This window comes from Coleofasciculus sp. F4-SAH-05, from assembly GCF_040222985.1.
Classification (GTDB): Bacteria; Cyanobacteriota; Cyanobacteriia; order Cyanobacteriales; family Coleofasciculaceae; genus Coleofasciculus; species Coleofasciculus chthonoplastes.
On record NZ_JAVKBY010000079.1, the window covers coordinates 1 to 24,257 of the forward strand.

The 24,257-nt window shown below is 46.7% G+C and carries 10 protein-coding genes; 9 read left to right on the plus strand and 1 reads right to left on the minus strand.

Annotated elements, in window-relative coordinates; translation table 11 throughout:
* Positions 1–403 precede the first annotated feature (403 nt).
* Positions 404–1,021 (plus strand): Uma2 family endonuclease, encoded by a 618-nt coding sequence (locus tag RIG27_RS09580; RefSeq protein ID WP_446344596.1) that lies wholly within the window; start codon positions 404–406, stop codon positions 1,019–1,021.
* Positions 1,022–1,081: 60 nt separating this feature from the next.
* Here RIG27_RS09580 and bchD read toward each other — a convergent pair whose 3' ends face one another.
* Positions 1,082–3,106 carry a magnesium chelatase ATPase subunit D gene (bchD, locus tag RIG27_RS09585; RefSeq protein ID WP_446344598.1) on the minus strand — a complete coding sequence of 675 codons (2,025 nt, stop codon included), beginning with the start codon at positions 3,104–3,106 and terminating at the stop codon, positions 1,082–1,084.
* Positions 3,107–3,211: 105 nt separating this feature from the next.
* Between bchD and RIG27_RS09590 the strand changes: the two genes are divergently transcribed.
* From RIG27_RS09590 to RIG27_RS09625, 8 genes are all read left to right on the plus strand, one after another.
* A complete protein-coding gene (locus tag RIG27_RS09590) occupies positions 3,212–3,409 on the plus strand; it encodes a hypothetical protein (protein ID WP_446344600.1) in 198 nt (65 codons plus the stop codon).
* 332 nt (positions 3,410–3,741) lie between these two features.
* A complete protein-coding gene (locus tag RIG27_RS09595) occupies positions 3,742–4,794 on the plus strand; it encodes a YihY/virulence factor BrkB family protein (protein WP_446344602.1) in 1,053 nt (350 codons plus the stop codon).
* A gap of 384 nt (positions 4,795–5,178) precedes the next feature.
* Entirely contained in the window at positions 5,179–6,465 is a 1,287-nt protein-coding gene (iscB, locus tag RIG27_RS09600) for an RNA-guided endonuclease IscB (protein WP_446344604.1), read from the plus strand.
* 132 nt (positions 6,466–6,597) lie between these two features.
* Positions 6,598–11,298: a PAS domain S-box protein gene (locus tag RIG27_RS09605; RefSeq protein ID WP_446344606.1), complete on the plus strand. Its 4,701-nt coding sequence runs from the start codon at positions 6,598–6,600 to the stop codon at positions 11,296–11,298.
* Between the two features lie 134 nt (positions 11,299–11,432).
* On the plus strand, positions 11,433–11,612 hold the full coding sequence (locus RIG27_RS09610; protein ID WP_446344608.1) for a hypothetical protein: 180 nt from the start codon (positions 11,433–11,435) through the stop codon (positions 11,610–11,612).
* 136 nt (positions 11,613–11,748) lie between these two features.
* On the plus strand, positions 11,749–13,254 hold the full coding sequence (locus RIG27_RS09615) for a CBS domain-containing protein (protein ID WP_446344610.1): 1,506 nt from the start codon (positions 11,749–11,751) through the stop codon (positions 13,252–13,254).
* Positions 13,205–15,799 (plus strand): PAS domain S-box protein, encoded by a 2,595-nt coding sequence (locus RIG27_RS09620; RefSeq protein WP_446344612.1) that lies wholly within the window; start codon positions 13,205–13,207, stop codon positions 15,797–15,799. The genes RIG27_RS09615 and RIG27_RS09620 overlap by 50 nt, the downstream gene beginning before the upstream one ends.
* Positions 15,800–16,338: 539 nt before the next feature.
* The gene (locus RIG27_RS09625; RefSeq protein WP_446344614.1) at positions 16,339–23,661 is read left to right on the plus strand and encodes a LamG domain-containing protein; all 7,323 of its coding nucleotides are present in this window, start codon (positions 16,339–16,341) and stop codon (positions 23,659–23,661) included.
* Positions 23,662–24,257: the final 596 nt, after the last annotated feature.

Here is a 24,257-nt window from a genome sequence, read left to right on the forward strand (position 1 = left end):
GATTATACTGGCAATCGCTGTATTAATTAATTGGTGCGATCGCTCGATTGTTGAATGTCTTGGTTGGAGGTGATGCGGAAAGAGTCGCCCAAGTAGCAAGTAGGGTGCGTTAGCGGGGCAATAATGGGAAACTCCAGTGAATTGTGTTCCCCGCGTAACGCACCAACACAAATGGATAATATAAATGAGCTCGTTTTAACAGTTGATAATCTCGGCAAGTGCGATCAGCTAACATAGGTGATATCATGTCCAGGGGCAAAGGTGCGTTACGCTTCGCTAACACACCCTACAAATAGAGGCTTTGCGTAAGTCCTACTAATTTTGGGAAAGATATAAAAATTTGAGTCAGAAACCAGGTTTTTAACCGCCTAGATCGCTAATCTCTATGACAGGAAAGGTCAAAATGGTACAGACACCAGCAAAACCGGAAACCGAAACTCTGTTACTTGAGTTACCAAAAACCATGAAGCTATATGTCACTCCAGAACAGTTTACAGCCCTAGCCGAGTGCAATAGAGAATTACACCTGGAGAGAACGGCAAAAGGAGAATTAATTGTGAATCCACCCACAGGTTGGCGAACTGGCAAACGGAATTGGAGTATTTCTGGAGAGTTGTATATCTGGTGGCGGAATGCAGATGAACCGGGCGAGGCGTTTGATTCCTCAACGGCTTTCATTTTACCCAATGGTGCTACTCGTGCCCCGGATGCTTGTTGGATTAGTCAAGAAAGTTGGGATGCACTTACTGATGAACAAAAGGGAACGTTTGCCAATATTTGCCCGGATTTTGTGGTGGAGTTACGATCGCAGTCGGATACTCTGAAGTCACTGCAAGAGAAAATGCAGGAATATATGGATAATGGAGCTAAACTGGGTTGGTTAATCGATCCCCAAAATAGAACAGTAGAAGTTTATCGAGTCGGTTTAACAGTAGAAATATTGTCAAATCCGGCTGAGTTATCCGGTGAGGAAATCTTACCGGGTTTTGTGTTGAATTTGGGTCGGGTGTGGGGTGAGTAATATGGGGTAAGGGCACGGCATTGCCGTGCCCCTACATGATGATGCTCCCCGATCGCACAATTACCCGGATTTCATATCCGCGATCGCATTCTTTGTCATCGCGGCAATGGCTTTATCCGTGGCTTTGGGTAAATGGTAGTATTTCCCTCCGGCTTGCTTAGCTAACTCCTTGGCAAACCCTGTGGAGACAAACTTGTTTTCGGTATCAATCACCAATAACTGAATCCCCATTGCCCGAATTCTTGCGGCTATCTCCAATAATTCCCCTTTAATATCCGGCTTTTCGCCTTCCGGTAGCGGTTCACCCAAGGAACGGGCTAAGGGAATATTCCCGCGTCCATCGGTAATCGCCACAATCACGATTTGACCGATATCTCCCGACATTTTGGCATTCGTACCGACGCGCACCGCCTGGGTTAATCCATGTGCCAAGGGGGAACCGCCACCACAGGGTAGCCGATCAAGTCGCCCTCGTGCCAAAGCAATGGAACGGGTAGGCGGTAATAACACCTCAGCCTGTTCACCGCGAAAGGGAATCAGGGAGACTTGGTCACGATTTTGATAGGCTTCGGTCAAAAGTTGCATCACCGCACCCTTTGCCGATTGCATTCGGTTGAGTGCCATGGAACCCGACGCATCCACCACAAATACCACCAATGCCCCAGCTTTCCGGGCGAGGCGTTTGGAACGCATATCTCCCGATTCGACGATAACTTTGCGATTCGGCTGGCGTTCCCGGCGGGCTTTTTGATAGGGTGCAGCCGCCCGTAATGTGGCATCAACGGCGATGCGTTTGACTGCACCTTTGGGAAGCATGGGTTTGACATAGCGCCCGCGATCCTCGGAGAAGATAATACTGCGCGTTCCCGATTTTCCTTGCCGTTGCGCCATTTGAGCGAAGTAGAGGACAGTGGGGTCGAGAACTACGCCCTCGGTATCAAAGACGAATTCTTCGGGGATGCTGGGGGGTTCTTGTTCTTGTTCCGGTTCTTCTTCCTCGTTTTCCTCCTCCTGATCTTCGGGTTCATCTTGATCTTGAGACGACTCATCCTGGGGCGGTGGGGGTGGAGGGGGCGGTGGCGGTTCCTCTGGTGGGGTCTGGACGATGGTAGAACGGGGGACAATCACTAATTCCACGGCGCGTTTCAAATCGTCAGCACTGATGGTTTGACGCCCATCTAGGGCGGCTGAGGCTTTGGCGACGCGCACGGCAAAGAGTTCCGCCCGATGCCCTTGTACGCCACCGCGCAGGGCTTCTTCCACGAGATAGGCGATTTGAGCGGATGTAATTTGCACGTCTTTGAGCCATTCCCGTGCCAGAATGATCTCGGTTTTTAGGTTATCGATGTCTTCGTTATATTGACCGAGAAAGGCTTGGGGTGAAGTCGTGTACGCGATCGCACCTTCGACGGCTTGCACTCGCTGATCCAATGACAATACCCCATCAGCAGAGAGGGTTATGGCAATTCTATCCAGTAAATGCTCTCGTAGGGGTCCTTCGTCGGGGTTATAGGTGGCGATTAATAAAGGTTTGCAGGGATGCTGAAAACTCATCCCCTCTCGTTCAACTTGGTTGCGCCCGTCGGTGAGAACGCTTAACAGTTGGTTGGCGATTTGGTCATCCAGGAGGTTGATTTCATCAATATATAACACCCCCCGATGTGCCTGTGCCAAGAGTCCGGGTTGAAAGACAGGTTCTCCTTGTTGGATTGATTTCTCCACATCAACTGAACCTAGGAGGCGATCTTCGGTTGTCCCCAGGGGGATTTGTACAAACGGGGCGGGGATAATTTCCGTCTCCACGGTATCGGGTTCAACGCCTTGGGCTAAAAGCTGGTCATCCCATTCTTGAGGATAGCGGGGATGACAATTAGAAATGGAACCCTTGACCACTTCAATGGGGGGTAACAAGACGTGGAGGGCGCGTGCCATCACGGATTTGGCTGTTCCCCGTCGTCCCGCGATCGCGACTCCTCCTAATCCGGGGTCAACCGCCGCCAACAGCAGCGCTAATTTAATCGCTTCTTGCCCCACGACAGCCGTTAGGGGAAAATTGGTGGCTGGGGCAGAGTTCAGCACAGGCATAAGGCAAGCATCAAACTATCAGTTTTTCAGCATACCGCGTCCTGGAGCGGTTTGGACGGTTAGCGGAAAAATCTTGTGTATTGGGAGATGGGGAAGATGGGGAAGATGGGAGCGTCAATTTGGCATACTGAACTTTGTGGGTCTTGTAACCGAGCCTATCAGGTAACTCAGCGCGTGGAACAATGGGGTGTAGGAGTGGCGATTGTTTTGCCAGCGTTGGCAATTTTTAGCGATGGTTCAGGAATGAAAATGGGGGCAGTTTTATTGGCGGTTGCAGCGGTGATTGTCGCCGTTTTTGCCTAAACTCAAGCATCGTTTTGAAGCCTATTCAAAGTCTCATTGACGAATCAAACCTTCAGCAGATGCCTGGTTAATCTGTTAGGCATTTAAACCTTAATGTCAATAAGGGCGAAATCCTTGTATGTAGTGCGTTAAGCGAAGCCATGCCGCAGGCTTTGCATCTTGCTCGCTACTAATACCCAATTTAAATACATGACAGCTTAGGCAGAATGCAATCTAGTATAGGTCGAAATTTCTAACTTTGGGGGGTTGCGCTTATATCCTTAAGATTTTATAAAGATTAATAATTGATGGTTGAAATGTGATAATAGAAATCCCTCGCGGAGTTATTGGTGATGAAATTTAAGGTTATTGGAGAACTGTTTAAGGAAACGATTCAAGAATGGCAAGAGGATAAAGCGTCACGGTTAGCCGCCGCCTTAGCCTATTACACGGTGTTTTCCCTGGCACCGTTGTTGATTATCGCGATCGCGATCGCGGGTTCGATTTTTGGTCCGGAAGCCGCACGGGGGGAGATTGTCGAGCAAATTCAAGGGTTGGTGGGTACTGAGGGGGCGAAAGTAATTGAAACGGCGATTCAAAATGCGAATCAACCAAATGTTAGCAGTATTGCCTCAATTATCAGTATTATTGTGCTGCTGTTTGGTGCATCGGGAGTCTTCGCTCAACTGCAAGATGCTTTGAATACTGTTTGGGGAGTACAACCGAAACCTGGACGCCCCGTTAAAGGTTTTTTACAGAAACGGTTATTGTCCTTTTCGGTTGTGCTGGGGATTGGCTTTTTACTCTTAGTGTCTCTGATTGTCAGTGCGGCGTTATCGGCGTTGAGTAATTACGCCAGTGATGTACTTTTGGGAGTAGGATTCCTCTGGTCGCTTTTAAATTGGGTGCTTTCCCTGGGCGTAATTACGCTGCTATTTGCGATGATGTACAAGTTTCTCCCGGATGTGAAAATTAGCTGGAGTGATGTCTGGATTGGGGCGATTATCACTGCCATACTTTTTACAATTGGTAAGACTTTAATTGGTATGTATTTAGGGCGGGGGAGTTTTGCCTCAACTTATGGTGCAGCGGGTTCATTAGTGATTTTCCTAGCTTGGGTTTACTATTCCGCCCAAATCCTGTTTATCGGGGCAGAATTTACCCAAGTTTATGCCCGTAAGTTTGGCTCAAATATTGTTCCCGATAAACATGCGATGCAACTGACTGAAGCAGATCGGGCAAAACAAGGAATTGCTCATACAGAAGCCCTAAAAAAAGCTGCCGGAGATTCAGAGGATTCGGAAAAATCACCCAAGGGAAAACAGTCAGGTAATGTAGGGACTAAAGCGTTGAAAACCTACCATAATGCAGCTAGGAAAATGGGTTTAGACAAAAAACAAAAATAGGATTAAAGTTGAAGACGAGACGAGAACCCCGACTTCTTAAAGAAGTCGGGGTTCTGAATCGCGAATCGGCTAAGAAACGCGGCGACGCTATAATTAAGACCAAGACTTGACTTGAACAACAGCACAACTGCATCAAGTCAACAACCCACCACTAAATCGGAGTACCGATTCTAGTGGGGGCTTGAAATACAGCCCTCGTTGACCAGGCTCAGGTAGCAATACCTACGTTTAAGGTAAGCGTTCAAGTTCCTACCTTGGAATGCGTAGCTAGTTCCAAGTTCTAGAACTCAGAAGTTAAACAGCCATTTGGGAGGCAGTGCTTTTGAGACAGTACCGACCTTAAACTTTGTCGAAGCTAACATTACCCGAAAGGAGACTCACGCTTTGAGTAAAGTTTTCGTTCTAGACACCAACAAACAGCCTCTTAATCCCGTCCATCCAGGTAGAGCAAGAATGCTGTTGTCTCAAGGGAAAGCTGCTGTATTCCGCCGCTATCCCTTCACCGTAATACTCAAACAGGAGGTGCTAAACCCCAAAATCGAACCGCTTCGAGTCAAAATTGACCCAGGAGCAAAAACCACTGGATTAGCATTAATCAACGACAATACGGGTGAGGTTGTTTGGGTAGCCGAGTTACAACATCGTGGGCTTCAAATTCGGGATGCTTTAACTTCACGTCGTCAACTACGGCGGTCACGACGTAATCGTAAAACCCGCTATCGCAAACCTCGTTTTCTTAACCGTACCCGTCCCCAGGGATGGTTACCACCGTCTCTTAACAGTCGGGTTGCTAACATCCTGACTTGGGTGAAGCGTCTGTCATCACTGAGTCAAATTACAGCCATCTCGCAAGAGTTGGTACGATTTGATACACAACAGATGCAGGATGCAGAAATTAGCGGGGTGGGATATCAACAAGGGACTCTCTTCTGCTACGAAGTACGTGAGTTTCTGCTGGAAAAGTGGAACAGAACTTGTGCCTACTGCGGCGCAAAAAACACGCCTGTTGAGATTGAGCATATTCAACCTCGATCAAAAGGTGGCTCTAACCGAGTCGGAAACCTATGTCTAGCCTGTGTTCCCTGTAACCAGAAAAAGGGAAGTCAAGATATCAAGGACTTTCTCATAGGTAAACCTGACCTGCTTAAGCGAATCTTGGCACAAGCCAAAAGACCTCTGGCTGATACAGCCGCCGTCAATGCAACCCGATGGAATCTGTACGAAAATCTTCAGAAAACAGGCTTACCTGTTGAGGTTGGCACTGGTGGACGTACTAAGTACAACAGAACCATTCGAGGATTAGAGAAGACTCACTATTGGGACGCTGTTTGCGTTGGAGCATCAACACCAGAACAATTAATCACGTCAGGTGTTAAGCCACTGCTGATTGCTGCTAAGGGTCACGGAACCCGCCAACAATGTCGTACCGATAAGTTTGGATTTCCGGTTCGTTATTGCTCAAGAACCAAATTTCACAAAGGCTTTCAAACGGGTGACATCGTTAAAGCTGTTGTCACTTCGGGCAAAAAGATTGGAACTTACCTTGGTCGAGTAGCCACTCGCGCCACTGGGAGCTTCAACATCTCAACACTTGATGGGCTAGTTCAAGGAATCAGTCACAAATACTGCACACATATTCACAAAAAGGATGGATATTCCTATGCTCAGTGATTTGGATATTTTAGGGGTATTGAACCCCATAAAATATCCCTCGTTTCCTCCCGCCGCTAAAACATTGGCGGTACTCGCTTCGCTTCGATATATCTGCCTCGTTTATAGCGGGGGTCTCCACGAGGAAGAAAGATGAATCAGGGATTCAACCAAGCTAATCGAGACCAAGCCGTATTAATTGCCCAACTCCAAGAGAGGGAATATCGCCTCAAACAGCTTCTTGATGCTGTACCTGTGGGTATTTTTGTATCAGAAGCGGATGGGAAACTTGACTATGTAAATCAAATTGGTGAGCAAATTTTGGGTCAAGGGGTGGTTGAATCCGTGACGGCGGCTCAATTCATTGAAACCTATCAGATTTATCAGGCGGGAACCGATGAATTGTATCCCCGGAATCGCCATCCCCTATTGCAAGCCTTACAAGGGAAACGGATACGGGTTGATGATATGGAAATCCGTCGCCGCGATCGCACAATTTCCGTCGAAGCCTGGGGCGCCCCTATCTATGATTATCAGGGGAATCTGACTCACGCGATCGCGGCGTTTGTTGATATCAGTGAACGTCAGCAGCCTGAACGGATTTCAGCCGATTATTATCAGCAATTAGAGCAACAGGTGGCGGAACAAACCGAAGAATTACGCCATAACAAAGCCAGAAATCAGGCGCTATTGGTTTCCATCGTCCGCGATATTACCGATCGCAAACAAGCCGAAGCTCAAATTGCCTTTCAAGCCTCTCTACTGAATCAAGTTCGTAACGCTGTAATTGCTACCGATTTAGCCGGAACCATCATCTACACCAATCAATTTGCTCAACGTTTATATCAACTCAATCCCGAAACAATACTCGGTCAATCTATTCTTGATGTTACCGTACTCCCCCAAGATAAAGCCCTGGCGCAGGAAATTTTAGCGGGCGTTCAAGAAAACGGCTATTGGGAGGGAGAATTTACCGTTCAACGCCAAGATGGTAGCACGTTTCCAGTTTATGCCACGAATACGCTAATTCGAGATCACCAAGGAAATCCCATCGGCTATGTGGGTGTAGGTATAGATAGTAGCGAGCAAAAACAAGCAGCGGAACAACTGCGCCAAAGTAAACATTTTATCGAACAAATTGCGGCGGCTTCACCCTATTGCTTATATATTTATGATCTCATTGAAAATCGCAATATCTACAGCAACCAAGAAATTACCACAATTCTAGGTTATACACCCGCACAAATTCAAGCCATGGGCGAAACGTTTATCTCCAGCTTGTTGCACCCCGATGACGTTACTATTGTCTCAGAACAGTTGCAAAAGTTGGTGACGGCGGCGGATGGAGAAATTTTAGAGATAGAGTACCGGATGCAGGATATCCAAGGGAAATGGCATACCTTATTTGGTCGAGAAACGGTATTCGCCAGAACTGCAGATGGCAGCGTTAAGCAGGTGATTGGTACGGTAATTGATATCAGCGATCGCAAGCAAGCAGAAGTTGAATTACGCAACAGCGAACAACTGTATCGTACCATGGCAAAACATTTTCCTAATGGGGCAATTTTCTTGTTTGATCAGGATTTGCGTTATTTGGTGGCGGATGGTCAATACTTAGGTAAGTCAGGTTCAGGATATAGTCGGAATCTATTAGAAGGAAAAACAATTTGGGACGCTTTATCGGAACCAGAATGTGCGCTGGTTGAACCTCTGTATCGTGATGCTTTGGCGGGGATAGAACAAACCATAGAAATACCCTATCGCAATTGCATTCATTTGGTACAAACTCGGGCAGTGCAAAATGATACTGGCGAAATTATGGCGGGTATGGTTGTCGTTCAGGATATCACCGAACGCAAGCAAGTCGAGGAATCCCTGAGAGAACGAGAAACCTTTTTACGCAGTATCTATGACGGGATTGAAGCGGCTATTTTTATCGTGGATGTTCTCGAAGATGGCGAATTCCGTTATGTTAGTATTAATCCCACCCATGAACGGATGTCAGGTCTTCTCGCCTCAGAAATAAGCGGTAAGACTCCCCAAGAAATGTTCACTCCAGAAACGGCACAGGCGGTGTCTCAACGGTATCATGCCTGTGTTGCAGCAGGAGAACGCATGAGCTATGAAGAATGTCTGCGGATTCAGGGACAAGAAACCTGGTGGATTACCAATTTAACCCCTCTGCGGGATAGCAACTCGCGAATTTATCGACTGATTGGCACTAGCTTTAATATTAGCGATCGCAAACAGGTTGAGAAAACCTTACAGTTGCAAGCCGCCGCCATGTCAGCTGCTACCGATGGGATTGCAATTATGAATCAGCAGGGAGATTATGTCTCTCTTAACCAGGCGCACGCCCAAATCTTTGGTTATGATAGTGCTGCCCAACTCCTCGGTCAAAATTGGCAGACGCTGTACGATATTAGCGAATATCAACGCCTGCTGGAAGACTATGTACCCTTATTATTAGAGCAGGGATATTGCCGCACAGAAGCTCAAGGTTTACGACGTGATGGTAGCACATTTCCCCATGAAGTCTCGGTCACATTATTACCAGGAGGCGAAAGAATTTGCATTATTCGCGACATTACTGAACGCAAACAAGCCGAAGCTGCACTACGAGAAAGTCAGAATTTTGTGCAACGGATTGCTGAAGCCTCTCCCAATCTTTTATATATTTTTGACCTGAATGAACAACGCAATATCTACGCCAACCGGGAAATGGCAGCGTTTCTTGGTTATACCACAGAACAAATTCACACCATGGGTGCAAATGTTCTGCCAACTCTGATTCATCCTGAGGATTTAGCCCGATTACCCGCCTATTTTCAACAAGTCCAAAACGCGGCGGATAGCGAAATCTTTGAAATCGAGTACCGCGTCAGAAATGCTAATGGAGAATGGCACACCCTTTTGAGTCGAGAAACTCCCTTTGCCAGAACCCCTGACGGTATGGTTACTCAGCTTCTCGGTACCGCTACAGACATCACTGAACGCCAACAGATAGAAGCCGCCTTACAAGAGAGTGAACAGCGCTATGAGTTAGCTACTCGTGCGGCAAAGGTGGGAGTTTGGGAATGGAATCTAGAGACGAATGAATTTTATATTGACCCCACAATTAAGGAAATTCTCGGTTACACCGAAGCCGAAATTGCTAATAATTTTAACCATTGGATTACCTCTATTCATCCCGATGATCAGTCCACTTTCCTAACCGAAACCCAGGCACATTTAGCAGAAAAAACCTCAGAGTACCGGCTTGAACATCGCATGATGCACAAAGACGGTTCAATTCGTTGGATTGTTGTCCGGGGACAAGCCATCCGAGATGCCCAAGGGAAGGATATTCGTATGGTTGGCACGAATACCGATATTACCGAACGCAAGTTAGCGGAAATTGCCTTACAAGAGGCAAAAGAAGCCGCCGATGCCGCGAATCGGGCAAAAAGTACATTCCTGGCAAATATGAGTCATGAATTACGAAGTCCTCTCAATGCCATTTTGGGATTTGCTCAATTGATGAGCAATAGTGTCACCCTACCCCGCCAATACCAAGACAATCTACGGATTATTCACCATAGTGGAGAACATTTACTGACGCTAATTAACCAAGTTTTAGATTTATCCAAAATTGAGGCGGGACGTATTACTTTGACTGAAACTACGTTTAACCTGCATCATCTTTTGCGTGAAGTTGAAGATATGTTTCGACTCAAGGTAAATGAGAAAGGGTTACAGTTACATTTTCACTGCGCGGCTGATGTTCCTCCCACAATCCAAACCGATGAGATTAAGTTACGTCAAGTCTTAATTAACCTCCTGAGTAATGCCGTTAAATTTACTGCCGCTGGGAGTGTGGTTGTGACTGTTGCTCAACAACGGACAAATGACGATGGACGAATGACGCTTCATTTTGAAATTAAAGATACCGGATGCGGTATTGCGGCGGATGAATTAGAGAGTATTTTTGAAGCTTTTGTGCAAAGCCAAAGCGGAGTTCAATCCCAGAGTGGGACGGGTTTAGGACTGCCGATTACGCGCAAGTTCATCCAACTTATGGGCGGGAAAATCACGGTTAAAAGTCAAGTTAGCCAGGGAACAACCTTTACGTTTAATATTCAGGCAAAGGAAACCGATATTATTTCTAGTACACTCCAAAATACGTCCTGTCGCGTCATTGCCCTTGCCCCCAATCAACCCCACTATCGAATTTTGATTGTGGATGATCAAGTGGAAAACCGTCAACTATTAATGCAATTGCTGAATCCCTTGGGGTTTGAACTCCAAGAGGCGAATAATGGTGAAGAGGCGATAGAGATTTGGCAGAATTGGCATCCTGATTTAATTTTAATGGATTTGCGGATGCCGGGAATGGATGGCTACGCCGTTACCCAACACATTCGACAGTGTAGAGACGCGCCATGGCGCGTCTCTACATCACCAATAATCATTGCCCTAAGTGCTAGTGTAATAGAAGAAGAACGGTTAAAAGCCTTAGAGGTGGGTTGCGCGGATTTCATTGCCAAACCGTTTCACGAATCTGATTTGTTTGCAGCCATACGCCAACATCTGGGAATCAGCTTTATCTATGATGAACCAGAGGAAACGCTGATGCCAACGGAGACAGTTGTCTTAACATCGGATGATTTGGCTATGTTGCCTACTGATTGGTTAGCCTCGTTGCACCAAGCTACCCTTGAGGGAGATTTTGAGGAGATGTTAAGCTTGATTAATAAAATCCAGGATCAGGATAAAACCTTAGCCAAGACTCTAACCTACTTGGCTCATGATTTTCAGTTTGAACGATTACTAGATATCACCGAACCTTGGGTAAGTAAGGAGTCTGAATTATGAAATGATAACGAAATGTGAAACTCTGATCTCGTCTAAATCAGTCGTGAACAACTCCCAACCTAATACATTGACTGAGCGACATGTTATATACTTGGTCTATTTGAATTGTACAACTAAATTCTTCTGTTTATCCCTTGACGACTTTTTCCTTGCTCAAACTCTTACCTAAGACGAATGTCACTGACTTTAGAGTTTGTAGTAAGCGCTTTAGCGCTTCTGGCACGCTTCGTGCCTACTACGAACCCAACCTAAGTCGAATGTCACTGACTGGTATGCTGGTGGGTTTCGACTTCGCTCAACCCACCCTACGATAGATAAATGGTTTTGGCGCTCCCCAAATGCTTATTTCAGTGCTATTCTACTTAATATTCTTCGGGAGCGAGTATGACGAATGCCGATATAGATTACAATTAAACTAATTGGCTTTAAAAATCAGAATAAAACGTAAAAATGTCATCTTGCAGTCCTCTCTTGGCACAATTATCGCAATCACAAGCGATTGATCGCAATCCCCTGATTGTTACTCCCAAAATGCAGGTAACAGAGATTATTAATTGGCTCAATGAACATCAGAGTAGTTATGCATTAGTCGTGCAACAAAAACGGTTAGTGGGTATTTTCACCGAACGGGATTTTGTCCGCATCGCTGCTCATCAGCTACCCCTGGAAAACTTAAGCATTCAATCGGTGATGACGCCTAATCCGATTACTGTTTCCATTGACCCAGATCAAGGCATTTTTTCCATTCTTTACCTGCTACGCCAGCATCATATTCGTCATTTACCTGTCATCGATAAAGAGGGTGAAACTATTGGAGTGATTACGCCTAAAACCATTCTAGATGTGGTTAAAACCACTGGCTTATTGAAGTTCAAACGAGTGGGAGATGTGATGACATCTCAGGTAATTCAGAATTATGATACGGCGTCCCTACTTGAAATTACTCAGCAAATGCTGACCCATAAAAAAAGCTGCATCGTGATTACGGAAACCAAAAATAACGCAGATGTCGTTCCCCAGGGAATTATTACCGAACACGATATTATTAAATGCCAAAAAATGGGTATTTATTTTGCGACAACTCCGGCGAAAACCGTGATGAGTAGACCACTGTTTATCATTAAAATTAATGATTCAATGATGTTGGCGAATGAAATAATGAAACGCAATAAAATTCGCCGTTTAGTCGTTATAGACGAAGCCGGAATACTCGCCGGACTGATCACCGAAAGTACAATTCTAGAAGCGCTGAATCCTCTAGAAATGTATGCCACAGTTGAACTTTTGCTTCAACAAGTGGATGAGCGAACTAAGGAGTTAAGTCAAGTCAATGAGCAATTGCAGCAAAACCTCTGCCAATATGCCAAGTTAGAAGAACAACTGCAACAAGCCAAAGACGAAGCCGCCGCCGCTAACCAAGTTAAACGTGCCTTCTTAGCTAATTTAAACCATGAATTTAGAACACCACTCCATGCGATTCTCGGGTTTGCTCAACTGATGTACCGTTCTGAATCCCTCTCATCCGAGGATCAGAAAAATGTAGGGATTATCTATAGTGCGGGTAAGCATTTGCTGGAACTGCTGGAAAACCTATTAGACTTAACCAAGAGCCAGTCTACTCACATTCGGGATACTGCAAATTTTGAGTTGTCTGAGGTGCTACCCAAGATTCCCGAATCCCCGATAACCATTACCTTGACGCCAACGGATTTGGCGGATTTACCTGGGGAGTGGCGAATATCGCTCCATCAAGCCACAATTGAAGGGGATTTTGATCGGATGTTGAGCCTGATTGAGGGCATTCGCGATCGCGATGAATCTTTAGCCAATTCTCTCTCTACTTTAACTCATGAATTTCAATTCGAGTACCTATTAGCCTTGACCAAATCACCTACTGATGAAGACGATGACTCTGGAGTCAATTCCTCTATACAAAGGGACAATACTAACGATTGATGATACCCCGGATAATTTGCACCTGTTAACCGAGATGTTAAGCGCACAAGGGTACAAAATCCGGATCATTCCCAATGGTAGACTGGCGCTGAAATCTATTGCTAACAATCCCCCCGATTTGATTTTACTGGATATTATCATGCCGGATATGGACGGCTATCAAGTTTGCCAACAGTTGAAAGCCTCTCCGAAAACCCAGAATATTCCAGTCATTTTTTTAAGTGGTTTAAATGAAACCTTTGATAAAGTAAAAGCCTTTGAAGTCGGTGGTGTCGATTACATTACTAAACCGTTTCAATTGCAAGAAGTTTTAGCGCGGGTGGAGAGTCAATTGCGTCTGCAACGGTTACGAAAGCAGCTAACCGAACAAAATATCCAACTGCAACAAGAAATTCAGGAACGCCAGCAGGTAGAAATTGCCCTGAGTGAGAGTGAAAAAAAATATCGCCATCTGGTTGAAGCGTCACAAGACTTGATTTGGTCGATTAATCGGGATGGGAATTACACCTTTGTTAATCCGATTGTACACCACCTTTATGGCTACTCTCCAGAGGAAATGCTGGGACGTTCATTTATCGAGTTTCTGTCACCGGAATGTCTGGAAGCAGATGTCAATCTTTTTGAGCGTTTACTTCAGGGACAGTCGGTATTCCAATATGAAACCACCCATCTAACTAAAGCTGGGGAACCCATTCAATTATTGCTCAACGCGATCGCAGTCGTTGATGACCAGGGTCAGGTTGTCGGTGTAACCGGTACAGCTAGTGATATCACAGAACGTCAACAAGCACAAGAGGCATTGCGTTTAAGCGAAATCCGCTATCGAGAACTGGTAGAATTTCAGGAACAAGTTCTCGTCTGTCGCTGGAAACCGGATACCACCCTCACGTTTGTCAATCAGTCTTACTGTCGTTTTTTTTGCAAGTCTCAAACTGAACTGATTGGCACCAAATATTTAGAGTTACTACCTGATTCCATTCAAGATCAGATGAGGGATTTTGTGGCATCTCTAGTCAACCACGAATGTCCCGAAACCTCCGAACATATCATGATTTCTCACCAGGGGGAATTCCATTGGTTTAAGTGGACAGATCAACCGATTCGGGATACAGAAGGACGAATTATAGAAGTTCAATCCTTTGGTATTGATATTACCACGCGCAAGCAGGCGGAAGAAAGACTGCGCCTCTCCGAAAAAAATCTGGCTCAAGCTCAACGTATTGCTCATATTGGCAATTGGGAATTTGATGTAATCACGAATCAGATTATTTGGTCAGCAGAACTGTTTCGCATTTTTGGTTTGGAACCCAATCAAACGGAACCCACCTATCAACAACTCCTTGACTTCATTCATCCCGATTACTGCTCAGAATTCGAGGAAACAGTCAAGCAAGCCATTGCCCAAGGACTCTGCTACGAATTAGACTTTCAGATTGTACCGAAAAATCGCACAACCGTTCGGCATCTTGAGGTGAGAATTGAACCCATTTTTGATCAACACCATCGGGTAATTAAACTCTTCGGCACCGCCTTAGATATCACCCAACGCCAAAAAGCCGAAACCGCCCTGCGACAATCGGAAGCACGCGAACGAGAACGAGCGCATCAACTCCAACGCACCCTCGAAGAATTAAAACGGACCCAATCCCAGCTTGTGCAAACGGCAAAAATGTCCAGTCTGGGGCAAATGATTGCGGGAATGGCTCACGAAATTAATAATCCAGTTTCGTTTATTTTGGGCAATCTCAGCATTGGGCGTCAATACTTTAATGATTTGCTGCGGCTAATTAACATCTATCAAGAAACTTATCCCAATCCCTCTTCATCTATTCAAGATATAGCGGAAACCATTGATTTCCCATTTATCCAAGAAGATTGGCATAAACTGCTCAATTCTATCCAAGAAGGGGCAGAGCGGATTCATCAGATTATTCTTTCCCTAAAGAACTTTTCTCGACTCGATGAAGCTGACCTGAAGTCTGTGGATATTCATCAAGGAATAGAAAGTACCCTGTTCCTGTTACAGCATCGACTCAAAAGCCCCGGAAATCGGCAGGAAATTCAGGTGATTAAAGAGTATGGTCAACTGCCCCCAGTGACTTGTCATGCCAATCAATTAAATCAGGTGTTTATGAATATACTGGCGAATGCTCTCGATGCCATAGAAAGTCACTCGTCACCTGGAGTAATTAGGATCAGCACCGAAGTCACCGATGCTCACCGACAACCCCCCCCGAAAAATGGAAACCAGCAGACTGAGGTTGTGATTATCTGCATTAGTGACAACGGAATCGGCATCTCTGAGGAGGTGCAACCGCAAATATTTGATCCGTTTTTTACCACAAAACCTGTGGGAAGTGGTACAGGTTTAGGTTTATCCATTTGCTACCAAATTATCGTTGAGAAACACCAGGGACAACTCAGTTGCCTGTCCACCTCAGGGAAAGGGACAACGTTCATAATCGAGATGCCGATCAAACCGCGATCGCAACAGCCAAGAGAAATATCTTTAAATGACATGGATCTGGCGAAAGAAATTAGCTAGGGTTTTGGGTTGTTTAGGTTTCTATCTGTAGGTTGACTAATTTCTGGCACCTAGAGCGTCGGTTAAGTATTCCTAGAAACCGGGGAAAGGAGTCAGGATGACAATGCAATATCAACCTTTCACTCCAAGAAACCCGGTTTCTTGACCGATGTCCTAGCGATCTAATCTAAAAAAGGACGTGGTGCGATCGCTGGGTGTATCCAAGCAAGCGATTGACCAACCTTCTCACTATAGTTGGGTTTCGTACCTCAACCCAACCGACAAAGTAGTTTTATTATTCCTGGATAATCGTAGGGGCATGGCATTGCCATGCCCTTTTAATATCGTATCTTAATGGGTTATTTGTCAATTTTTATTGTTTTTTTTGTTGTTTTTATATGAGCGCATATCTATATACATACACGTCGATATATGGATACATTAAAAGTCCTAACATTTTCTAACATTTTCTAACATTTTTTGCTTGACAATTTTTATCGAACATTCGGAAAATAATCGATAGCCATTCAAATCGCACCTACTAAAAGAAATAAAAACAAATGCCAACCGCTAATCTTTCGGAAAAGCTGCTCAAAACCTATAGCGACAAGCCTTACCAGCACACCGCGATGGTGACTCACAAAGGAACTGTCATCGCGTTTGCGATGGATAATCAACAGCGTATTCGCTACGCGGTTCTGAATATGTCCAAAATGGACCAAACAAAGGGGGAGTTTGATGCCGCTTATTGGCCCGAAAACCCACAAGAAATCCGGTTTCCTAATGAAATTACTCAGGTAGGTTACAGCGTCGTTGACAACACCCGGATGCCAACGGTAAAGGCAGACACTCGCCAAGAAGCAGCGAATCCGAGTCAGTTATTACCCAATGAAGTGGATCACTTTCTGTCCACAACCGCTCGACTGACAGCAGATGCACCGTTCCAAGTGTTTTCGGATAATCACCATATTTTTGTCTTCCGTCAGGCAATTGCCGCTAATGATCCGAATGCGGTTAACAAACTCAACAGCGGTGGTGCATCAGGAGATCCGAATCGTCCAGACAGTGATTTTCAGTTAAGCGATGGCAATAAGGTAGCGATTGTAGACCGGACATTATTGTGCGATCGCTTCATTCTCTGTGGTAATATCCTACAACCCAACCGGGAAGTCCGCTACCAGCGCAGCCGCCACAAAACCAGCCCTGCTAGTCAAACCGATAGCCTCGGGGCGAAGGATATGGAAGGGAATCCCTTCTTTGAGCCAACCCAAGAACTAGCGTTTATTCGCAACTTAACCGCTGGCGGCTTTACGGTATTGCAACTGCCCACCCAAGTGAATGGGATTAAACGCTGGCAGTTTTTTGCCCACAATAGCGCCACCCAGCGCATTGATGCCTTTAACTTAGAAGTAGCTGGTGATGGACTGTTTAATCCCCAAGGCACCCAACTCTACACCAGCCCCGATCTCTTCTATCGCGATGCCGTTTTGGAACGAGAACCGGGACCCGATCCCTTTACGGGTGCGGCTTTGATTCCTGTTACTCAAGCCACGAACCATGCCGAAACCGCTTTAGGGTTTGATGGGAGCAGTAACTATGTTGAGGTGGTTCTCAACCCAGCCTGGACACCCACCGCCTTTACGATTGAGATGTGGGTACGCGCCGCACAGCAGGATTTGCCGGAATCGGCAGGAATTTTTGCCTCTAGTAATAGTGCTACCACAACTGGCTCATTTCAGATAGATAGCGATGGGGCAGGGAACTGGCGGTTCAATCATGCAGATGGGTATTTTACCATCGGCGCGATCGCTCTCGACTGGCAACATCTCGTGATTGGCTATGATGGCACGACTCTCAAAGGCTTCTTAGATGGTACAGAAGTCCTGTCTCAAACCCTGACGCTTTCTGCTCAATTTACTCACGTCCGGCTCGGCTCAAACCGTAACGCAGATAACCTATTTGCCGGACAAATTGATGAAGCACGGGTGTGGGGCTATGCCCGGACAGGGTATGAGATAAACAGCGATCGTTTGCGGCGTTTAATTGGTAATGAACCGGGGCTAGTGGGTTACTGGCGGTTTGATGAAGGGGCAGGGAATCGGGCTTTTGATCAAACCGATAAGGGTAACTATGGCACCATTTACAGTAAACCTGAGTGGGTGGCTTCCGATGCGCCCATTGGCGATCATCCGGGAATGCGTCGCAGCAGTTTCTCATTCACAGATCGGACAATTGTGGATTCATTGTCAGCTAAACTGTACTACCAGCAGGAAGCAGTGGCGACTGGGTACGACGGCAGCAGCAAACCGATGAAGAAAAGTGCCCGCGTCATGGTAGCCGCCGCCACAAATTCCAGAAGTGGCGGTGATCCAGCAGTCGCTACCCTGGATTTTGCCGTTTCCCGGGAAGGACGACTGCCAAGCACACCTGATGCGATCGATCTGCCCGTGCTGGAACAACCTCAAGCGAGTGATGATACGGCAGCCATTTCCAATCTGGAAGGGGAAATTCGTACCCTGACGGATGATATTGAGCAGCTTAACCAGGAAATTGCGGTTATACAAAGCGATGTTGATCGCATTCCGCCTGAGACTAGTATCAAACAAAACTTAGAGCGCGAGATTGCAGCTCTGCAAAGCGAGAAAGCTTTTGAACGAGCTAACTTTAAAAATCACTGGTGTAAGTTAAAACTCACTTGCAACCAAAGGTATCTTGTAGTAGAGGCTGAAGATGCAGGTTGGGTTTACGCTTCTCTTAATGATCATGTACACGGGGATCGTGTTTACTGGCGCTTTGCTATAAACAATGATGGGAGTTTTTATATATACAACAAAGGGCGAGCCGGGATATTGGTTCGGGGGGAGCCATGCCACGTCCTCCAAAATCGGACAGACAGTTCTACCGTACATTCGGTTTCTACTAACCAGATTCGGATTGGGACGAGTCTAGAATATTGGCGTTCCTGGGATGGTAATAAGTATGGAGGTCTTGGTCAGACTACCCCATACGATAACAGCATTCTAGAGGTGATCCAAGGTGATCTATGGAACACCACTAGAATTAGTGAAATTACTAATCAGATCAGCCAAAAGCAAACACAGCTTAATGCTCAGACCACGTTAGTGAACAGTCTAATTGCTCAGCAAGCGCTTCTCTCGACGAAACAATCTCTTTTCTTACAAAAGCAGAACAATCTAACTGATAAACAAAGCCAGTTGAGCGTATTAACTGGGGGCGAAAAACAGGAAATTCGCTTACCGATGGGGCTTGTCCATATTGATGCTTCTGGCTTGACGGTGAACGGCAGCTTAATCAAGTTTGCTCCGAGCACCCATACACCAACAATGTTAGATGGAGCAACGGGAGAGCTTACCCTCTACTATCCCGATGACTCTGGACAGTTCATGGCAGCCTATTTCCAGACTCTAGTGGCACGAACCCGCTTGCAGTTTGCTGAGAGTGGCGTAACGTTGCTAGCTCGTTCTGCAGGCAGCAACAATATGACCGCAACCATCAGCGATGGTCGCATAATTAAAACTTGTACCCTGGTGATTACGAATCCCGATCGCGGCATCACGGAAACCTGGACGGATTTGCCCCGCGATCCCCAACTGTTTACCGATATTCTGAATGGCACAGGAGATCAACCGTCAGACGTAACCGCCACCGTGAGTCCGTCAGCTTATAGTGTTAAAGAGCGATCGCCGCAAGTAGTCGCCTTAGTGACAAACAACAGCACCAAGATCACCAACGGCTCAGCAACCGTCACTCCTGGACGAGACAGCCTTTGGATTGCGAACACACCTGGACGTGCCTACTACTTCAGCAGCAATAGTGATTTGCTTTTGTTACCTAGCGCCAAGCTAGCTCAAACGGCGATGAACTCGGATCTAACGGTGGAAGCCTGGGTGAATCCCAGTGACACGAACCAAGGAACCTCTCGCTTAATCCATCACTGTTCTGATCATGCCGCCTATACTCTCGCCTTACAAAAAGCTACACTAGACTCCTCTCTACGGTGCAACGGAACTAGCGATTATGTTCAAGTTTCCTATCCCTCACAACTCAATCCCAGTCAATTTACTGTATCTTGCTGGGTCAAAGTTACGGGGGGAGACAATAATTATCGCTGTCCTGTTTGCTCCCGTGGTGACGACCCACAAACAGGATACATATTCTACGCGGGTTCAAATAACAACTGGCAATTCTGGTGTGGGAACGAATCTAGTAGCTGGCAGACTCTTACTGGTTCAGACGTACAACTCAATACCTGGACGCATTTAGCAGGGACTTACGATGGTCAGACTATGCGTTTCTACGTCAATGGTCAATTGTCTGATAGTCAGACTACCACCTTTTCGCCTAACACGACTTATCCACTGAGGATAGGTGCTGGCAACACAGAAACCAATCCCGACTATTATTTCCCAGGACAAATAGACGCGGTAGCAATTTGGCAACGCGATCGCTCTCAAGCCGAAATTCAGGCGGACATGAATCGTCGCCTCCAGGGTAATGAAACTGATTTAGTCGCTTACTACACCTTCATCAATGGTGAAGCCAATGATCGCGGACCCAATGGTTATCATGGCACAATCCACGGTAGTCCAACCGTTACTGCGGCTCCAGACCAACTCGTAACTTACGTGCTGATTGCTGGCGTCAGCCACGGAACGCCAGGAAACCACCAGGGACAACGCTGGCTCAAGAGTAAAGAAACCCTAACCCCTGAACAGTGGCATCATATCGCCTTATGTTTCCGCCAGTCTCACGGGCTCAGCTTTAACGGACAAAGCCACCTCGACTGCGGCAATAATCAAATGCTTGATATTGGTGAAGATCTCACCATCGAAGCCTTTATCCAGTTCAATAACCGGGGTAGTAGTCAGGGTATTATCGGTAAAGGATTTTTTGATCAACAAGACAAAAGTGTTCCTTACCAACTCAAAGTCGCTGGTGATGGCACGTTAGAATTCACCTTTGAAGATGCCGACGGTGGCAACCATACCTATTACTCGACTCAAGCCCTAACCGCTGGCACATTCTATCGGGTTGCCGTCACCCGCAAGAAGGGCACCACTCAACACCAAGAGGAAGGCGACCAAACCATAACAATTGATGGTCAGAACAAAACCATCAAGGCGATTAAATCCGTTACTGTAGACGAATGGTTCGACATTACCTTCTATATTAATGGTGTCAAACGGGGAGTAGACCGCTACGACGGCGAAGCGCCCCTGGGTAATGATCAACCCTTAGAAATTGGTCGTTGCCAATCCTCCCCCCGTCAGATTTCCTATTTCCAGGGCACCATCTCCGAAGTGCGGCTTTGGAACAAAGCTCGTGACGAGAAAGATATCGGCAAAAACATCCAAGGCGGTGAGTCGGGTTTAGTCAGTTGGTGGCAGTTTGAAGAGAACGAAGGCAACGTCGCCATTGATAGCAAGAGTAACAACCATGGCAAAATTAAAGGTGCCCGTTGGGTGCGAAATCCCGATCCCAAAGGAAGTCCCTTTTACCTGTTGTTAAATGGTTTGCCTCTCGCCGCACACGCCCTGAAATTGGGAACTCCCAATTGGGGCGATGACCAGTTCAGTATGGCGGGTTACAAACTCAATGGGGTATCCCAGGACTGTTTCCAAGGTATCCTGGAAGAAGTCCGTATCTGGCGCACCCTTCGCACCGATGAGCAAATTGGCGACAACCTGTTCACCCGCCTCAAAGGGGAAAAACAAGACCTCCTCGCCTACTACACCTTTGACGACGACTCCAGCCGTAGCGATGCGACTCAGCTCAACGATAACAGTTTGCGGGGGAATCATCTGTCTGTACTCAGTGGTGATAGCAAACCGCTGATCTTCCTCTCCACTGCACCCATTAGCAATGATACGGCAGCCGTCCGCTCTGCCCTTGCCAGTGTCAGCACCGACTTCCACGAACAAATTGACAGTACCCCATCAGTTGTCGAATATGCTGATTTACAACGGGACAATCAGGGCAACCTGGGTGGTGTCCTCAAACGCTGCTACAGTTACTTACAAAACGGTCAATGGTGCTTAGTCACAGGCTACAAAGTGGGTAATCTGGTGACGGAATGGATTGGACAAGCCCAATTCGATCCTCAAGTCATTGGTTACATTGAAGGTGTACCCCCAGTTCCCAGTGAAAACCTGACGGATGGGAATGTTAGCTTCCGCTACGACAACATCGGGAACGTGTCCAATATCGAAGTTGTGGAGAGTGAAACTGTCACCTATACCCTTTCAACCTCCAAAGAAGAAAGTTTTGATCTGGGATTTAAGGGGGCAGGTTCCTACAGTTCAGGTTCCGATGATTTGCTGATTACAGCTCCCTTAGGTATTGGCACGGCGAAGAAATTAGTTGAGGCGGAAGTCAATGTAGGTGTGGAAGGAACCTTTGACACCTCCAATAGCTGGTCTCAGGAAGAAAGTTTAGGCACCAGTATTAACCGCACCCGCACCATGTCTGTGGCTCTGGGCGGCTCTCCGGAAGGAGCATCACCCGAACAGCAGCTTAATCCTGCTGTCGGGCGGCGCATTCAACCGGGAAATATGGGCTTTGCCCTAGTGCAATCCCAAACGGCAGATATTTTTGCCCTGCGCCTCGCCCACAATAACGCTCTGGTTTCGTTCCGGATGCTACCCAATCCGGATATTCCCATCGACTGGAATATTATTCCCTTCCAAATGAACCCTCGCTATACCAAGCAGGGTACATTGGATGGTCGCGTGGGCTACGATGAACAAGGCGCTGTGGTTCTCGATCCCGATTATGTCAAGGCCCGTCAATATGGGGAATACAGCTACTACAAACCCAAAGAAGCCTACGCCATTGAACGACGCATCCAACGGGAAGAGCAACGCCTGCTCAACTATTACCAAAACTCAGATACTGAGATTGCGGAAACCGGGCAGATCATTGGTGCCGCCGCCGGTGCCGCCGCCGGACTTATGGCTGGTCCGTTGGGTATGGCTGTTGGGGCTGGGGTTGGTTCCATCGTCGGCGGGTTTGGTGATGCCCTATCTCAAGGTACTTCCCTCGAATTGCCCCAAAAATTTGCCAAACGCAACTTGGTGAATACCTATGTCTGGACAGCTGATGGTGGCTTCTTTGCCGAAACCACTGAAACCACTGATGTTAAGAGTGAAGTCACGGCTGGCTCTTTCAGCTTCAGTGGTGCCGTAGGTGGCAGTTTCAGCACCGATGTGGAAATTTTCAGCATTGGTTTCAATCTGGCATTTGAAGCCTCAATCGGTGGTGGTTTCAGCCTCACCAAAACTAAAGCCAAGGATACAGAAAAATCCTTTAGTATCGAGGTGAATGTGGATGTTCCCGGTGACTTACAAAAGACGGCTCCAGATGCAAATAATGAATGGAAACCAGTCTTCGATGAGCATGGCAATGCTGTCACCGCAGCGGGTAAAGTTGATGCCTATCGCTTCAAGACATTTTATCTTGATAGTTCGGATCGCAACTTTGAAGATTTGTTTGGCAAAGTCGTTGATCCGATTTGGTTAGCGGGCGATAGTCCCAATGCTGTGGCGTTACGTCAAGCCCAGCAATCGGACAAAAAGCCCCCCTGCTGGCGTGTTTTCCATCGGGTGACGTTTGTCAGCCGCATTCTCCCGGATTTCCCTGACTTAACCGAACCCCCCCTGGAAGCTGTTCTCAAGGCGCAGAACATTGACAGCAACTGGCTGTTAATTCAGAAGTTGGACCCATTTGTCCGCAGCAAAACTCAGGATGCTGTTGCTTTTGCTGATGCTGTACGCCAAGCCTTGAATACCTATCTGCCCGAGTTAGCACCCCACAGTGATCAGATTATTGACTATCTCAAGATTTACTATGGGATTCTTGACTAATGTGATCCTGGATTAAGACCTACCTGTAGGGGCATGGCATTGCCATGCCCTGTTAACATCGTGTCCCCAGATTAACGTGCTGAGCGAATGGAAAAGGATACGATTATATCCTGTCTTCCCGATTGAAAAGGGCACGATGATATCGTGCCCCTACAGAATAACCTGCCGAGCGTATGGAAGAGGATACGATAATATCTACCCCCACCCAATCAATTATCCCTAGATCCTTGTAGGGGCATGGCAATGCCATGCCCTGTTAACATCGTACCCCCACAGAATAACCTGCCGAGCGAATGGAAAAGGATACGATTATATCCTCTCATCCCGAGTGAAAAGGGCACGATTAAATCGTGCCCCAACAGAATAACCAGCCGACCGTAAGGAAGAGGATACGATAAAAACTACCCCCACCCAATCAAATATCCCTAGATCCTTGTAGGGGCATGGCAATGCCATGCCCTGTTAACATCTTGACCCCAGATTAACGAGCTGAGCGTATTGAAAAGGTTACGATTTTATCCTGTCTTCCCGATTGAAATGGGCACGATGATATCGTGCCCCTACAGAATAACCTGCCGAGCGTATGGAAGAGGATA

Coding starts and splice junctions, on each gene's coding strand:
- RIG27_RS09580 (WP_446344596.1), top strand. CDS start 404: ATGGTACAGACACCAGCAAAACCGGAAACCGAAACTCTGTTACTTGAG.
- bchD (WP_446344598.1), bottom strand. CDS start 3,106: ATGCCTGTGCTGAACTCTGCCCCAGCCACCAATTTTCCCCTAACGGCT.
- RIG27_RS09590 (WP_446344600.1), top strand. CDS start 3,212: ATGGGAGCGTCAATTTGGCATACTGAACTTTGTGGGTCTTGTAACCGA.
- RIG27_RS09595 (WP_446344602.1), top strand. CDS start 3,742: ATGAAATTTAAGGTTATTGGAGAACTGTTTAAGGAAACGATTCAAGAA.
- RIG27_RS09605 (WP_446344606.1), top strand. CDS start 6,598: ATGAATCAGGGATTCAACCAAGCTAATCGAGACCAAGCCGTATTAATT.
- RIG27_RS09615 (WP_446344610.1), top strand. CDS start 11,749: ATGTCATCTTGCAGTCCTCTCTTGGCACAATTATCGCAATCACAAGCG.
- RIG27_RS09620 (WP_446344612.1), top strand. CDS start 13,205: ATGACTCTGGAGTCAATTCCTCTATACAAAGGGACAATACTAACGATT.
- RIG27_RS09625 (WP_446344614.1), top strand. CDS start 16,339: ATGCCAACCGCTAATCTTTCGGAAAAGCTGCTCAAAACCTATAGCGAC.